Origin of the sequence: Pseudomonas sp. KB_15, assembly GCF_052114525.1 — a bacterium.
Taxonomy (GTDB): Bacteria; Pseudomonadota; Gammaproteobacteria; order Pseudomonadales; family Pseudomonadaceae; genus Aquipseudomonas.
This window is the reverse complement of record NZ_JBFREX010000041.1, coordinates 18135-33187: the sequence shown is the minus strand read 5'-3', so window position 1 is coordinate 33187 and position 15053 is coordinate 18135. Positions and strand designations below refer to the sequence as shown.

At 60.8% G+C, this 15053-nt stretch carries 10 protein-coding genes and 1 pseudogene; 2 read left to right on the top strand and 9 right to left on the bottom strand.

Features of this window, described 5'->3' with window-relative positions:
• Positions 1-2: 2 nt before the first annotated feature.
• The 4 genes and pseudogenes from AB4Z35_RS23840 to AB4Z35_RS23825 form a co-directional block, all read right to left on the bottom strand.
• A complete protein-coding gene (locus AB4Z35_RS23840) occupies positions 3-1958 on the bottom strand; it encodes an acetyl/propionyl/methylcrotonyl-CoA carboxylase subunit alpha (protein WP_442099776.1) in 1956 nt (651 codons plus the stop codon).
• Positions 1958-2767: pseudogene (locus AB4Z35_RS23835) on the bottom strand (gamma-carboxygeranoyl-CoA hydratase); the annotation flags it as partial. The pseudogene AB4Z35_RS23835 and the gene AB4Z35_RS23840, both read right to left, overlap by 1 nt.
• An 87-nt stretch (positions 2768-2854) precedes the next feature.
• Complete coding sequence (locus tag AB4Z35_RS23830) at positions 2855-4462, bottom strand: carboxyl transferase domain-containing protein (RefSeq protein ID WP_108230165.1); 1608 nt, start codon at positions 4460-4462, stop codon at positions 2855-2857.
• 12 nt (positions 4463-4474) lie between these two features.
• Entirely contained in the window at positions 4475-5638 is a 1164-nt protein-coding gene (locus tag AB4Z35_RS23825; RefSeq protein ID WP_008031893.1) for an isovaleryl-CoA dehydrogenase, read from the bottom strand.
• A gap of 247 nt (positions 5639-5885) precedes the next feature.
• Here AB4Z35_RS23825 and AB4Z35_RS23820 point away from each other — a divergent pair, with 247 nt between their 5' ends.
• Complete coding sequence (locus tag AB4Z35_RS23820) at positions 5886-7583, top strand: AMP-binding protein (RefSeq protein WP_442099774.1); 1698 nt, start codon at positions 5886-5888, stop codon at positions 7581-7583.
• A gap of 682 nt (positions 7584-8265) precedes the next feature.
• On the opposite strand, the gene AB4Z35_RS23815 is transcribed toward AB4Z35_RS23820, so the two are convergent.
• The 3 genes from AB4Z35_RS23815 to AB4Z35_RS23805 all read right to left on the bottom strand — a co-directional run bounded on the left by AB4Z35_RS23815 (position 8266) and on the right by AB4Z35_RS23805 (position 10849).
• Positions 8266-9165: a hydroxymethylglutaryl-CoA lyase gene (locus AB4Z35_RS23815; RefSeq protein WP_442099773.1), complete on the bottom strand. Its 900-nt coding sequence runs from the start codon at positions 9163-9165 to the stop codon at positions 8266-8268.
• A 145-nt stretch (positions 9166-9310) separates the two neighbouring features.
• Positions 9311-9712, bottom strand: a complete 402-nt coding sequence (locus AB4Z35_RS23810) for a MerR family transcriptional regulator (protein ID WP_103395451.1) — start codon at positions 9710-9712, stop codon at positions 9311-9313.
• 207 nt (positions 9713-9919) lie between these two features.
• On the bottom strand, positions 9920-10849 hold the full coding sequence (locus tag AB4Z35_RS23805; protein ID WP_007970503.1) for a LysR family transcriptional regulator: 930 nt from the start codon (positions 10847-10849) through the stop codon (positions 9920-9922).
• A 165-nt stretch (positions 10850-11014) separates the two neighbouring features.
• On the opposite strand from AB4Z35_RS23805, the gene AB4Z35_RS23800 reads away from it, so the two are divergent.
• The gene (locus AB4Z35_RS23800) at positions 11015-12244 is read left to right on the top strand and encodes an acyl-CoA dehydrogenase (RefSeq protein WP_442099772.1); all 1230 of its coding nucleotides are present in this window, start codon (positions 11015-11017) and stop codon (positions 12242-12244) included.
• 129 nt (positions 12245-12373) lie between these two features.
• Here AB4Z35_RS23800 and AB4Z35_RS23795 read toward each other — a convergent pair whose 3' ends face one another.
• Positions 12374-13714 (bottom strand): phosphate ABC transporter substrate-binding/OmpA family protein, encoded by a 1341-nt coding sequence (locus AB4Z35_RS23795; RefSeq protein WP_442099771.1) that lies wholly within the window; start codon positions 13712-13714, stop codon positions 12374-12376.
• 227 nt (positions 13715-13941) lie between these two features.
• Positions 13942-14754 carry an exodeoxyribonuclease III gene (gene xthA / locus AB4Z35_RS23790; RefSeq protein ID WP_442099770.1) on the bottom strand — a complete coding sequence of 271 codons (813 nt, stop codon included), beginning with the start codon at positions 14752-14754 and terminating at the stop codon, positions 13942-13944.
• Positions 14755-15053 lie beyond the last annotated feature (299 nt).

Sequence of the window (15053 nt, the reverse complement as noted above, 5' to 3'; positions counted from 1 at the left end):
TTTCACGCTTCTTCCAGTTCGACGAGCGCACTGCCTTCGCTGACCATCTCGCCTTCCTGGCAATACAGCGCCTTGATCACCCCGGCATGGGGCGCGCGAATGCTGTGCTCCATCTTCATCGCTTCCAGCACCACCAATTGCGCTCCGGCTTCGACCGATTGCCCGGCCTCCACCAGCACGCGGACGATGCTGCCGTTCATGGGGGCGGTCAGCCCGCCATGATGGCTGTGGCTGGCCTCGACGGCGCTGATCGGGTCGTAAGACTCGATGCGACGCAACTCGCCATCCCACTGTAAATACACATGTTCGCCACGGCGTATTGCGCGGTGCTGACGGGCCACGCCAGCCTGCTCGGTCAGCAGCTGCTCGCCCTTGAGCCGGGCGCTGTGGGTATTGCTGTCACCCAGCGTCAGCGCCCGGTCCTGGCCTTCACAACTCAGGTGAAGGGTGATTTCTCTCGGCAAGCCAGCACGCAGCCCATTAGGCACCGCCCACGGCGAACTCGGGTCATCGGCACGGGTTGCAGGCGGCTGGCTCTGGGCAAACGCCTGGGCGGCGGCTTGCCAGAAACCATCGCTGAGCTCCGAGGGGGCCGGCAGCAACTGTTCCTGGTAACGCGGAATGAAGCCGGTATCCAGTTCAGCAGCGGCAAATGCCGGGTGACCGATGATGCGCCGCAGGAAACTGATGTTGGTCTTCAACCCGCCGATGGCGAATTCGTCGAGCATGCTCAGCAGGCGCAAACGCGCCTGTTCACGGTCCTCGCCCCAGGCAATCAACTTGCCGAGCATCGGGTCGTAGAACGGCGAGATCTCGTCGCCTTCTTCAACACCGCTGTCCACCCGACGCCCTGGCCCCTGCGTGGATTCGCGATACAACTCCAGTCGACCGGTCGCCGGCAGGAAATCATTGCCCGGGTCTTCGGCATACAGCCGCACTTCGATTGCATGACCCACCAGCGGCACCTGATCCTGCGTCATCGGCAATGCTTCGCCGCGGGCCACGCGAATCTGCCAGGCCACCAGGTCGAGGCCGGTAATGGCTTCGGTGACCGGGTGTTCGACTTGCAGGCGGGTGTTCATCTCCATGAAGAAGAACTCGCCCCGCGCATCCAGCAGAAACTCCACGGTGCCGGCACCGACATAACCGATGGCCTGCGCCGAACGCACGGCGGCCTCACCCATGGCACGCCGCAGCTCCGGGCTCAGGCCGGGTGCCGGCGCTTCTTCGACGACTTTCTGGTGCCGCCGCTGAATCGAGCAGTCGCGTTCGTTGAGGTACAGGCAATTGCCGTGTTGGTCGGCGAACACCTGGATTTCCACGTGACGTGGCTTGAGCAGGTATTTCTCCACCAGCATCCGCGAATCGCCGAACGACGATTGCGCTTCACGCTGGGCCGAGGCCAGGGCTTCGGCCAGTTGGCTGACGTCCTCGACCACTTTCATGCCTTTGCCGCCGCCACCCGCGGTGGCCTTGAGCAGTACCGGGTAGCCGATGCGTTCGCAGGCGTCGCGGAAGGTTTCGAGGTCCTGGGCTTCGCCGTGATAACCGGGCACCAGCGGCACGCCAGCGGTTTCCATCAAGGCTTTGGCGGCGGACTTGCTGCCCATGGCGTCGATGGCCGAGGCGGGCGGGCCAAGGAATATCAGGCCGGCGTTTTCGATGGCGCGGGCGAATCCGGCGTTCTCCGACAGAAAGCCATAGCCGGGGTGAATCGCCTGGGCGCCACTGGCCTTGGCGGCGGCGATCAGTTTGTCGATCTGCAGGTAGCTGTCGGCGGCTTTGCTGCCACCCAGGTCAACGCGAATGTCGGCTTCGCGGCTGTGCCGGGCGTCACGGTCGGTGGCGCTGTGCACGGCCACGGTGGTCAGGCCCAGCGCCTTGGCGGTACGCATCACCCGGCAAGCGATTTCGCCACGGTTGGCCACCAGCAGGGTGGTGAGGACAGGTGCGCTCATCAGCGGGGCTCCTTGGTGGTTTCGGCTTGCCAGCTCGGTGGACGTTTTTGCAGGAAGGCGCGCAAGCCTTCCTGGCCTTCGGGGCTGACGCGGATGCGGGCGATGGCGTTTTCGGTGTAGCGGCGCAATGCCGGGGTCAGTGAGCCGTCACCGACTTCGCGCAACAGATCCTTGCTGGCGCGCATCGCTGCCGGACTATTGAGTAGCAGATTGTCGATCCACTGCCCGACTTTCTGCTCCAGCTCGGCACTTGCATAGCTCTCCGACAACAAGCCGATTTCCCGTGCCCGTTGCCCGCCGAAGCGCTCAGCGGTCAAGGCATAGCGACGTGTCGCGCGCTCGCCAATGGCTTGCACCACGAACGGGCTGATCACCGCCGGCGCCAGGCCGATGCGCACTTCCGACAGGCAGAACTGTGCGTCATCGGCACCGATGGCCATGTCGCAGCAACTGATCAGGCCCAATGCGCCACCAAAGGCTGCGCCTTGCACCACTGCCAGGGTTGGAATTTTCAGTTTGGCCAGGTTGTACATCAACTCCGCCAGTTCCCGGGCGTCATCGAGGTTGGTGGCGTAATCGAGTTCGGCCGATTGCTGCATCCAGGCCAGGTCGGCGCCGGCGCTGAAATGCTTGCCGCGGCCGCGCACGATCAAAAATCGCAGGCTGGTATCGCTCGCGACTTTGTCGAGGGCGAGGATCAGCTCGCGGATCATTTCGGCATTGAAGGCGTTGTTCTTTTCTTCACGGCTGAGCCACAGAGTCGCAAAACCCCTTGGATCGCTCAGCAGTTCGAGGGTGTTGAAGTCGCTAGCGGGCTTGCTCGCGAAGAACGATAACGCGGTGCATCAGATGAACCGCGGCGGATCCTTCGCGAGCAAGCCCGCTCCCACAGAAAATCACATCCGGAACACGCCGAAGCGGCTCGGTTCGATTGGCGCGTTCAACGACGCGGACAAGGCCAGTGCCAGTACGTCGCGGGTCTGGGCCGGGTCGATGACACCGTCGTCCCACAGGCGCGCGCTGGAATAGTAGGGGTGACCCTGTTCCTCGTACTGGTCAAGGATCGGTTGCTTGATCTCGGCTTCCTGCTCGGCACTGAAACCCTGGCCGCTGCGTTCGGCCTGTTCGCGTTTGACCTGCACCAGAACGCCGGCCGCCTGTTCGGCGCCCATCACGCCGATGCGTGCGTTCGGCCACATCCACAGGAATCGCGGATCGTAGGCGCGGCCGCACATGCCGTAGTTACCGGCACCGAAACTGCCGCCAATGATCACGGTGAATTTCGGCACCTTGGCGCAGGCCACGGCGGTCACCAGCTTTGCGCCGTGCTTGGCGATGCCGCCAGCCTCGTACTTCTGGCCGACCATGAAGCCGGTGATGTTCTGCAGGAACAGCAGCGGGATGCCGCGCTGGCAAGCCAGTTCGATGAAGTGCGCGCCTTTCTGCGCCGCTTCAGCGAAGAGGATGCCGTTGTTGGCAAGGATCGCGATCGGGTAACCGTGCAGGTGGGCAAAACCGCACACCAGTGTGGTGCCAAACAGCGCCTTGAACTCGTCGAACACCGAACCGTCCACCAGCCGCGCAATGACTTCGCGCACGTCAAACGGTTGCTTGGCGTCGGCCGGGACCACGCCGTACAGCTCGTCGCTGCTGTAGAGCGGGGCGACCGGAGCGCGTTGCTGAACCTCACCCAGCTTGCGCCAGTTGAGGTTGGCGACACTGCGGCGTGCCAGGGCCAGGGCGTGTTCGTCGCTCTCGGCGTAATGGTCAGCTACACCGGAAATCTTGCAGTGCACATCGGCCCCGCCGAGGTCTTCGGCGCTGACCACTTCACCGGTCGCGGCCTTCACCAGCGGCGGGCCGGCGAGGAAGATCGTCGCCTGCTCGCGGACCATGATCGCTTCGTCGGCCATCGCCGGTACATACGCGCCGCCAGCGGTGCAGGAACCCATGACCACGGCAATCTGCGGAATGCCCAGGGCGCTCATGTTGGCCTGGTTGAAAAAGATCCGGCCGAAGTGTTCGCGGTCCGGAAACACTTCATCCTGACGCGGCAGGTTGGCACCGCCTGAATCCACCAGATAGATGCACGGCAGGCGATTCTGCTGGGCGATGGTCTGCGCGCGCAGGTGTTTTTTCACCGTCAGCGGGTAGTACGAGCCGCCTTTTACGGTGGCATCGTTGGCGACGATCATGCATTCGACGCCTTCCACACGGCCGATCCCGGCAATCACGCCCGCCGCCGGAACATCCTCGCCATACACCGCGTAAGCCGCCAGTTGGCTGATTTCCAGAAACGGTGAGCCCGGATCCAGCAAACGGTTGATGCGCTCGCGAGGCAGCAATTTACCCCGCGAGGTGTGGCGTTCTTGCGCCTTCGGCCCGCCACCCTGCGCCACTTGGGCGAGCAGGGTGTGCAGGGCGTCGACCTGTTTGAGCATCGCCGCGCTGTTGGTGGCGAACTCCGCTGAACGGGGGTTGAGCTGGGTATGCAGGGTAGCCATGGACAGCTCCGTTTAGCGGGTTTCGTTGAACAGTTCGCGACCGATCAGCATGCGACGGATCTCACTGGTGCCCGCGCCGATTTCGTACAGCTTGGCGTCACGCAGCAGGCGACCGGCCGGGAATTCATTGATGTAGCCGTTGCCACCGAGAATCTGGATCGCGTCGAGGGCCATTTGCGTGGCGCGTTCGGCGCTGTAGAGGATTACCCCGGCGGCGTCCTTGCGTGTGGTTTCGCCGCGCTCGCAGGCCTGGGCCACGGCGTACAGGTAGGCGCGGCTGGCGTTGAGTTGGGTGTACATGTCGGCGACCTTGCCCTGGATCAGCTGGAATTCGCCGATGCTTTGGCCGAACTGCTTGCGGTCGTGGATGTACGGCACGATCAGGTCCATGCACGCCTGCATGATCCCGGTCGGGCCACCTGAAAGGACAACACGCTCGTAGTCGAGGCCGCTCATCAGCACTTTCACGCCGCCGTTGAGCACGCCGAGGATGTTTTCTTCCGGCACTTCGACGTCATCGAAAAACAGCTCGCAGGTGTTCGAACCACGCATGCCGAGCTTGTCGAACTTGTTGCTGCGGCTGAAGCCTTTCCAGTCGCGCTCGACGATGAAGGCGGTGATGCCGTGGGGGCCTTTTTCCAGGTCGGTCTTGGCGTAGATCACGTAGGTGTTGGCGTCCGGGCCGTTAGTGATCCAGGTTTTGCTGCCGTTGAGCACGTAGTGATCGCCGCGCTTGTCGGCGCGCAGTTTCATCGAGACGACGTCGGAACCGGCATTCGGCTCACTCATGGCCAGCGCGCCGATGTGCTCGCCGCTGATCAGTTTTGGCAGGTATTTGGATTTCTGTTCGTGGTTGCCGTTGCGGTTGATCTGGTTCACGCACAGGTTGGAGTGCGCGCCGTAGGACAGGGCCACCGAGGCCGAGCCACGGCTGATTTCTTCCATCGCCACCACGTGGGCCAGGTAACCCAGGCCAGCGCCGCCGTATTCTTCCGGTACGGTGATGCCCAGCAGGCCCATGTCGCCGAATTTGCGCCACAGGTCGGCGGGGAACAGGTTGTCGATGTCGATCTGAGCGGCGCGCGGGGCGATCTCCTTGGCGACGAAGGACTGGACCTGATCGCGCAGCATGTCGATGGTTTCACCGAGGGCAAAGTTCAGGGATGGATAGCTCATGGGTCACCTTTTGGCTTTTTTGTCGGTTGGTGAGACTGTCAATGGGTTCTCACCTTTACGTTAACGTAAGCCTGTGACGAATGGCTGTCAATCACCCTTTACGTTAACGTCAACTTGAGCGAGAGTAGAGCCAGTTCAAGATAGAACGCGGTAGAGCATCAATGTGACTGATACACCGCTTTCGCGAGCAAGCCCGCTCCCACAAGAGACCGCTGGTAGCCCATAAATAAAGACAATAGGGGTCGTCATGGATCAACCCAGTGCAAGCCCGCAACGCAGTTACACCCGTGGTTCCCAGGACAAAGCCTTGCTGGCGATGACCATCGGCCAGGCGTTCGACAACACGGTCGCGCAATACCCGGACGGGGAGGCGTTGGTGGTGCGCCATCAACAGCTGCGTTACACCTGGCGGCAGTTGGCCGAGGCCGCGGACCTGCACGCCAGAGCACTGCTGGCGCTGGGGCTGCAAGCCGGGGACCGCCTCGGCATCTGGGCGCCGAACTGCGCGCAGTGGTGCATCAGCCAGATTGCCACCGCGAAAATCGGCGTGATCCTGGTCAACATCAATCCCGCGTATCGCAGTTCCGAACTTGAATACGTGTTGAAGCAGTCCGGCTGCCAATGGCTGGTGTGTGCCGGGGCTTTCAAGTCCTCGAACTATCACTCCATGCTGCAAGGGCTGGTGCCGGAGTTGGCCGAGCAATCCATCGGCAAGTTGCACAGCGAGCGGTTGCCGGAGTTGCGTGGCGTCATCAGCCTGGATGCGCAGCCACCATCGGGCTTCCTGCCATGGTCGCAACTGGCCGATCTGGCTGGCAGCGTCACGGTCGAGCAGTTGCATGAGCGCCAGGACAGCCTGCATTTCGATCAGCCGGTGAATATCCAGTACACCTCCGGCACCACCGGGTTCCCCAAGGGCGCGACCCTCAGTCACTACAACATTCTCAACAACGGATACATGGTCGGCGAAAGCCTGGGGCTGACGGCTGCCGATCGCCTGGTGATCCCGGTACCGTTGTATCACTGCTTCGGCATGGTCATGGGCAACCTCGGTTGCATCACCCATGGCAGCACGATGATTTATCCAAACGACGCGTTCGATCCGTTGCTGACCCTCAGCACTGTGGCTGACGAAAAAGCCACGGCGCTGTACGGCGTGCCGACCATGTTCATCGCCATGCTCGATCAACCACAACGTGCCGAATTCGATCTGTCGAGCCTGCGCACCGGGATCATGGCGGGCGCGACCTGTCCTATCGAAGTGATGCGCCGGGTCATCAGCGAAATGCACATGAGCGAAGTGCAGATTGCCTACGGCATGACGGAAACCAGTCCGGTGTCGTTGCAGACCGGTCCGTCAGACGACCTGGAACTGCGCGTGACCACCGTCGGCCGTACCCAGCCGCAGCTTGAAAGCAAGATCATCGACGAAGCGGGCAACCTGGTGCCGCGGGGCACCATCGGTGAGCTGTGCACTCGTGGTTACAGCGTGATGCTGGGTTACTGGAACAACCCCGAAGGCACCGCAGAAGCCATCGATCAGGCAGGCTGGATGCACACCGGCGACCTGGCGAGCATGAATGACGAGGGTTATGTGTGCATTGCCGGGCGCAACAAGGACATGATTATCCGGGGCGGCGAGAATATTTACCCGCGGGAGCTGGAGGAATTCTTCTTCACCCATCCAGCCATCGCCGATGTGCAGGTGATAGGGATTCCCTGCTCGCGCTACGGCGAAGAGATTGTTGCCTGGATCAAGTTCCATCCTGGCCATAGCGCCACTGAGCAGGAGCTGCAAGCCTGGTGCAAGGAGCGCATCGCGCACTTCAAGACGCCGCGCTACTTCAAGTTCGTCGAGGAGTTTCCGATGACCGTGACCGGCAAGATCCAGAAATTCCGGATGCGCGAGATCAGTATCGAGGAGTTGCGCGAAAAGCAGGATTGAAGAGGAAACCTGTGGGAGCGAGCTTGCTCGCGATAGCGGAAGTACATTCAGAAGATATGTCGACTGAACCACCGCCATCGCGAGCAAGCTCGCTCCCACAGTATCTTGCAGAGTTTTCAGAATCCCGGACAGCACAAAGGGGAGCCGAAGCTCCCCTTTAATTTTCGTTGCGCGTGCTCTTTTTTTATTATTGAGGGTCGGTCTGTTGTTGTTTTTGGCAACCGTTGCCCTTTACCGCTGTTTTTGGCGATCCCCATCCGGGATCAAGAGCAAACGTATTTTTTTGAGCGCTGATCTACTTTCTCGCTGAGCGATCCAACCAGTTCGGGAGCTACCTGAAGGTAGTTTTATTGTTCTCTGCCCGGTTGCGGGTCACTTCGAAAAGCACCCTGAAAAGCACATCTTCTCCAAAAAAATCTGTTAGCTGCGTCTCTGCCGTGTTGTTTTTGTTATGTCAGAGTCGTTACGTCTTGTTTTTATTAGGTTTGCCGCAATTTTTTTATTCTTGTTGTGCGATAGATATAGCAGGAGCCGTGCCAGTTTTTTAAAAGCCTTTAAAATCAATGCTTTGTAGTTTTGAGGGGTTTTTCGCCTCAGGCAAAACCCTACATTTTGTTTCCGTGTTACTCGCTTGCGCCCACGTTTCAGACACAGCGGTAACACCCGGACACACTCAGCGCACTCACTGTGCGCTGCGGGCCTTGGCCACGCGGGAACCGGTAGGGCGACCCAATACGGTGCAAATCTGCTGACCGGCGAGCATCAGGGCGTCGAGATCGATTCCGGTGTCGATGCCCAGGCCGTTTAGCAGGTAAACCACGTCTTCGGTCGCGACGTTACCGCTGGCGCCCTTGGCATAGGGGCAGCCGCCGAGACCTGCGATGGAGCTGTCGAACACCGAGATACCTTCCAGCAGGCTGGCGTAGATGTTGGCCACAGCCTGACCGTAGGTGTCGTGGAAGTGCCCGGCGAGTTTTTCACGGGGTACATCCTTTGATACCACTTCGAACATTTTCCGAGTGGCGCCGGCGGTGCCGGTACCGATGGTGTCCCCCAGCGAGACCTCGTAGCAGCCCATGGCGTAGAGCTCGCGGGCGACCATGGCGACTTGCTCCGGGGCGACGTTACCTTCATAGGGGCATCCCAGCACACACGACACGTAACCGCGCACGGTAACCCCATGTTGTCTGGCGGCCTCCATGATCGGCGCGAAACGGTCCAGGCTTTCGCTGATCGAGCAATTGATGTTGCGCCGGGAAAATGCTTCGGACGCCGCCGCGAACACGGCCACTTCCTTGACCCCGGCGGCGAGGGCATCTTCGAATCCGCGCAGGTTGGGAGCGAGCGCGCCATAGACCACACCCGGTTTGCGCTGTATCTGCGCGAAGACCTCGGCGGAACCGGCCATCTGCGGCACCCACTTGGGTGACACGAAGCTGCCGACTTCTATATAGCCGAGCCCGGCTGCGGTCAGTGCATCGACCAGCTGCACCTTGTCGGTAACACTGATGGGTCGGGCTTCGTTTTGCAGGCCGTCGCGTGGGCCGACTTCGACAATGCGTACGTGAGAGGGGAGGGACATGGGCTTCGACCTGTGCTGATTGTTCGGAGAACCCTGTAGGAGCGAGCCTGCTCGCGWTGGGTTCTCAGGCACCGCGTTTATCCGGCAAACACGCGTTATCGTTAACGACCATCGCGAGCAGGCTCGCTCCTACAAGGGGCGGGTTTTACTGAATGACTTCCTGACTCTTGAGGGTCTGCTCCAGCGCCTGCACGCAACGCTCTTCGGCAGTATCCAGCTCCAGTTTCATCTGTTCGATGTCCAGCAGCTGCTGTTCAAGCTGCTCACGGCGCTCGCTGATTTTCGCCAGCATGCTGTGCAACTGTTTGGTGTTACCGCTGGACGGGTCGTAGAGCTCGATCAGCTCGCGGCATTCAGCCAGCGAGAAACCGATGCGTTTGCCCCGCAGGATCAGCTTCAGGCTGACTTTGTCGCGGGGCGAGTAAATGCGTTCCTGGCCACGGCGCTCGGGGCTGAGCAGGCCTTGCTCCTCATAAAAGCGAATGGCGCGGGTGGTGATGTCGAGCTCGCGGGCGAGATCGGAAATGCTGTAGGTCTGGCTGCTCATGGAAGCGCTCGCAAAAGGTCATGGCGCTAAGCTAATGGCAGGTTGACGTTTACGTCAAGGGGCAGCGATTTCTGCTGTTCTTGCTGGCCCCATCGCGAGCAGGCTCGCTCCTACAGGGGATCTTCGTAGTACACAGATTTCGTGTTCACGGCAGATCCAATGTGGGAGCGAGCCTGCTCGCGATGAACGATAACTCGGTATAAGGCCTTACACCTTCTCGAGCTTTTTCTCCTGCGCCGTCACCTGCTGGCACAACTCGATCATCTGCTCGCGCATCCAGCGATTCGCCGGGTCCTGGTCAGTGCTTTCGTGCCAGTAAAGGTGGGTTTCCACCGGCGGAACATCGTTGACCGGCAGATAAAAGGCGTGCAGGTCGTTACGGCGGGCGAAACGTTCCGGCACGGTCATGACCATGTCCGTCTGCTGCAACACCTGCGAGGCCATCAGGTAATGCTGGGAACGCAGGGCGATCTTGCGCTGGATGCCCATCTTGCCCAGTGCCAGGTCGACATAGCCGAGGCCGCTGCGGCGGCTGGAAATATGGATGTGGGTCAGGCTCAGGTAATCATCCAGTGTGAGTTTCTCTTTGCCCGCCAGCGGATGTCCCTTGCGCATGGCGCACACGTAGCGGTCTTCCATCAACTTGACGTGACGCACCTGCGGGTCGGTGTTGAGCGGCGCATCCACCGCAAAGTCCAGGCGGCCGGCTGCCAGTTCCTTGGTGGTCTCGCGGCGTTTGGACAGAAAACTCTCGATGATCACCGTCGGCGCCAGGCGGCGCAGGCGCTGGAACAGCGGCGGCAGGATCACCGCTTCGGTGAGGTCGGTCATGCTGATGCGATAGGTCTTGACCGCTTGCTGCGGGTTGAAAATGCGGCTTTCCTGCACCGACACGCGCAGCAGTGAGAGCGCATTGCGCACCGGGCCGATGATGTTCTGCGCCATGGGCGTCGGCACCATGCCCTGGGCGGTGCGTACGAACAGCGGGTCGTTGAAGGTCTCGCGCAGGCGGGCCAGGGCGTTCGACACCGCCGGTTGGGTGATGCCGACAATCTGCCCGGCGCGGGTCAGGTTGGCTTCGGTGTAGATCGCGTCGAAGACGATGAAAAGGTTGAGATCGACCTTGCTCAGATTCATTACGCGGCTCTCTTATTGTGTGGGCGGGCTGATCCTGATGATCAGCCGATCATATATCGGTGATGAATGTTTATACACGCCGAGAATAGGCTAGGTAAATTTTCATGGCTGTTCTAGCATCGATTGCATGATCTAAACAACCTCCCCCAAGAAGGTATCTCGCTCATGGATTTCGCTTATTCGCCCAAGGTTCAGGAACTGCGTGAGCGCGTAACAGCGTTCATGGATACTTACGTTTATCCCGCCGAAGCCGTGTTCGAGCGTCAGGTCGCCGAGGGCGACCGCTGGCAGCCGACCGCGATCATGGAAGAACTCAAACTCAAGGCCAAGGCTGAAGGTCTGTGGAATTTGTTTCTGCCTGAGTCTGAGCTCGGTGCCGGTCTGACCAACCTCGAATACGCGCCGCTGGCGGAAATCATGGGCCGCTCGCTGCTGGGGCCGGAACCTTTCAACTGCTCGGCACCGGACACCGGCAACATGGAGGTGCTGGTGCGTTACGCCAACGAAGAGCAGAAACAACGCTGGCTCGAGCCATTGCTGCGCGGTGAGATCCGCTCGGCATTCGCCATGACCGAACCGGATGTCGCGTCCTCCGACGCCACCAACATGGCCGCCCGTGCAGTGCGCGATGGTGATGAGTGGGTGATCAACGGCAAGAAGTGGTGGACCTCGGGCGCTTGTGACCCGCGCTGCAAAATCCTGGTTTTCATGGGGCTGAGCGATCCGGACGGGCCACGTCACGCCCAGCACTCGATGATTCTGGTGCCGGTGGACACCCCCGGGGTAAAAATCCTGCGTCCGCTGCCGGTGTTCGGCTACGACGACGCTCCCCACGGTCACGCCGAAGTGTTGTTCGAAAACGTCCGGGTACCGTACGAAAACGTCCTGCTGGGCGAAGGACGCGGCTTCGAAATCGCTCAAGGTCGCCTTGGCCCGGGCCGGATTCACCACTGCATGCGTTCGATCGGCATGGCCGAGCGTGCGCTGGAACTGATGTGCAAGCGCTCGGTGAGCCGTACGGCATTCGGCAAGCCCCTGGCACGCCTGGGCGGCAACGTCGACAAGATCGCCGACTCGCGGATGGAGATCGACATGGCACGCCTGCTGACACTGAAGGCGGCGTACATGATGGACACGGTCGGCAACAAAGTGGCCCGCAGCGAGATCGCGCAGATCAAGGTCGTCGCGCCAAACGTTGCGTTGCGGGTGATTGACCGGGCGATCCAGATCCATGGCGGGGCAGGGGTTTCCAATGATTTCCCGCTGGCCTACATGTACGCGATGCAGCGCACCCTGCGCCTGGCCGACGGCCCGGACGAAGTGCACCGCGCGGCGATCGGTAAATTCGAGATCGGCAAATATGTGCCGAAAGAGATGATGCGTAGCGGGCAGTAAGACCGCGGCGCCTGCCATTCGCGAGCAAGTCGGATCGCCGCACCGCCGCTCCCACAGGCTCAGTGTGATCCCTGTGGGAGCGAGCTTGCTCGCGATGGCGTCAGCCGATTCAACCTGTCAACTTCAGACTCAATACACCCAAACCTCAACCCGCCGATTCTTGATCCGCCCTTCATCGGCGCTATTGGCCGCCACCGGCATTTCGGCACCGAATCCGCGAATTTCGCGAAACACTACGCCGCTCTTCACCAACTCCCGCCGCACCGCCATGGCCCGCAGTTTCGACAACAGATCGGCGCGCGCCGGGTCGCTCTTGTCGTCGCCAAACCCCACCAGCGTGACCTGTCCTTCGGTTTTACCGTGCTGCTTTATATAGTCGAGCACCCGCCACAGGTCTTGTCGGGCCTTGTTGTCCAGGCTGGCGCTGCCTTCCTCGAAGCGGAAGTTCACCGACAGCCGTTGAGCATGTCGGCTCAGCGCCTGATAACCCTCGGGCATCAACGCATTGGGGGTAACGGCCATGGCCTGGACGGTTTGGGCAATAAAACCATTGGCGGCCACAATGGCCTGACCGTTAGCGCTTTGGGCAAAGGCTACCAGCGCATCGGCCCAGGGATTTTTTCCGTTGGGTGGCAGGTAGAAGAACAATCGACGGGACAGCGGATAGTCTTCTGTGGCAATCAGGCTGTTTAGCGGCAGCATGGCTTGCGATTGACCGTCGACAATGGCCACGGCCTTGGCCTGGCGTACGTAGGGCAAACCGATAAAACCGACGCCTTGCGGGTCTGCGCTGACCGCATCGGACAGTTGTTCACTTGACTCGAAGCGTTTCGCCGCGCTGCCGATGGTTTTCCCTCGGCCACTGAGGACCAGTTCCTTGAAAGTATCGTAGGTCCCGGACTGATCATCCCGCGCATACAGATGAATCGGCCCGCCGCGGCCACCGACGTCTTCCCAGTTTTTCACCTCGCCACTGAAGATGCGCGCCAGTTGCACGGTGTCGAGTTGGTTCAGCGGATTGTCCGGATGAAGGATGATCGCCAGGCCATCGATGGCAATGACCTGTTCGGCGCCTGGGCTTTTCAGGTCACCTAGGGATTGGAGGCTGGCCAGTTCGCTGTCCTTGATCGGGCGCGACGAGGCGGCAAGATCGGCGCTGGCGGCTTTGAGCGCATTGAAACCGGTGCTGGAACCATGGGCTGTCACCTCCACCACGACCCGACGGCCCTGAACGGTTTCGCCGACAATGCGCAGTTCGTTGGCAGTGTCTGGTGTTTCGCGGTGAATCTTGCGCAGGCCCTGTTCGCTCAGCAGGCCCTCGACCAGCGCCGGCCCCAATGCCGCGCCGATGGTGTTGGAACCCTGAATGCGCAGCACCGGGCCGTGTTCGGGTGTCGGTAATCCACCGGCAGAAGCCACCTGCGGCAAGCCCATGCACAGCATCAACAGGAACAGCACGCGCAGCATCATGCCGGCACCTTACATAGCCAAAGGAGGTGTCGGGAGATTAAGTCAGTAAGGTTTCCGAAAAATGACAAGTTGCAGTGGTGGTCCCCTGTGGGAGCGAGCTTGCTCCGGGCGGCGTTCCGACGATGAGGGAGTGTCAGTCGACATCATTGTCACTGAACCACCGCTATCGTCGGAACGCCGCCCGGAGCAAGCTCGCTCCCACAGGGTATTGAGGTGGCCGGGAGGGATCAGCTCAACTCAAGCCAGATCGGCGCATGGTCCGAAGGTTTTTCCATGCCGCGCAGTTCGTAGTCCACCCCCGCGGCCTTCACCCGCGGCAGCAAGCCGTGGGAGGCGAGGATCAGGTCGATGCGCAGGCCACGTTTGGGTTCGTCTTCGAAACCACGACTGCGGTAGTCGAACCAGCTGAAGGTGTCGGTCACGTCCGGGTTCAGGTGACGGAAACTGTCCACCAGGCCCCAGTTCTTCAAGCGGGCCATCCACTCGCGCTCTTCCGGCAGGAAGCTGCATTTGCCGGTTTTCAGCCAGCGCTTCATGTTGTCCGGACCGATGCCGATATCGCAGTCTTCCGGGGAAATGTTCACATCGCCCATCACCACCAGTGGCTGGTCGTTCTTGAACTGGCTTTCCAGCAGTTGCTGCAAATCGCTGTAGAAGCGTTCCTTGGCCGGGAATTTGGTCGGGTGGTCGCGGCTTTCGCCCTGGGGGAAATAGCCGTTCATGATGGTCACCGGCACGCCGTTGGCGTCGGCGAAGGTGCCCCAGATGAAGCGACGCTGGGCATCTTCTTCGTCGGTGGCGAAACCTTTATGCAGGGCCAGCGGCTCCTGGCGCGAGAGCAGGGCGACGCCGTAGTGACCTTTTTGCCCGTGGTAATACACGTGGTAGCCCAGTGCTCTGACTTCATCGAGAGGAAACTGGTCGTCGTGGACCTTGGTTTCCTGCAAGCCGATCACATCGGGTTGGTGCTTTTCGATCAGCGCCGCCAGCTGATGGGGACGGGCGCGCAGCCCGTTGATGTTGAAGGAGACGATCTTCATGGTCGGCAGTCCTGGCAAAAGGGCGATGCTAGCTGACATGTGGGAATCGGGCCAGTGTGGGGTGAGATGATTCGGTTTTGCCAGTCAGTCTTGTGTGGGCAGTGATGGCCTTATCGTCGGAACGCCGCCCGGAGCAAGCTCGCTCCCACAAAAGCAAAGGCAGGCGCATAACCTGTGGGAGCGAGCTTGCTCGCGAAGGCGATTTCATTGCCTACACTGATTGCGAATCTGTAAGGAACTGTGTCAGTGCCGATCAGCTCGCAACAACAAGAGCGCAGCCACCCGAGCTGTGCCGGGGA

Excerpts from the sequence above, each read along its gene's own strand:
- AB4Z35_RS23830 (WP_108230165.1), bottom strand. The coding sequence starts at position 4,462 with ATGGCTACCCTGCATACCCAGCTCAACCCCCGTTCAGCGGAGTTCGCC.
- AB4Z35_RS23820 (WP_442099774.1), top strand. The coding sequence starts at position 5,886 with ATGGATCAACCCAGTGCAAGCCCGCAACGCAGTTACACCCGTGGTTCC.
- AB4Z35_RS23805 (WP_007970503.1), bottom strand. The coding sequence starts at position 10,849 with ATGAATCTGAGCAAGGTCGATCTCAACCTTTTCATCGTCTTCGACGCG.
- AB4Z35_RS23800 (WP_442099772.1), top strand. The coding sequence starts at position 11,015 with ATGGATTTCGCTTATTCGCCCAAGGTTCAGGAACTGCGTGAGCGCGTA.
- AB4Z35_RS23795 (WP_442099771.1), bottom strand. The coding sequence starts at position 13,714 with ATGATGCTGCGCGTGCTGTTCCTGTTGATGCTGTGCATGGGCTTGCCG.
- AB4Z35_RS23840 (WP_442099776.1), bottom strand. The coding sequence starts at position 1,958 with ATGAGCGCACCTGTCCTCACCACCCTGCTGGTGGCCAACCGTGGCGAA.
- xthA (WP_442099770.1), bottom strand. The coding sequence starts at position 14,754 with ATGAAGATCGTCTCCTTCAACATCAACGGGCTGCGCGCCCGTCCCCAT.
- AB4Z35_RS23825 (WP_008031893.1), bottom strand. The coding sequence starts at position 5,638 with ATGAGCTATCCATCCCTGAACTTTGCCCTCGGTGAAACCATCGACATG.
- AB4Z35_RS23810 (WP_103395451.1), bottom strand. The coding sequence starts at position 9,712 with ATGAGCAGCCAGACCTACAGCATTTCCGATCTCGCCCGCGAGCTCGAC.
- AB4Z35_RS23815 (WP_442099773.1), bottom strand. The coding sequence starts at position 9,165 with ATGTCCCTCCCCTCTCACGTACGCATTGTCGAAGTCGGCCCACGCGAC.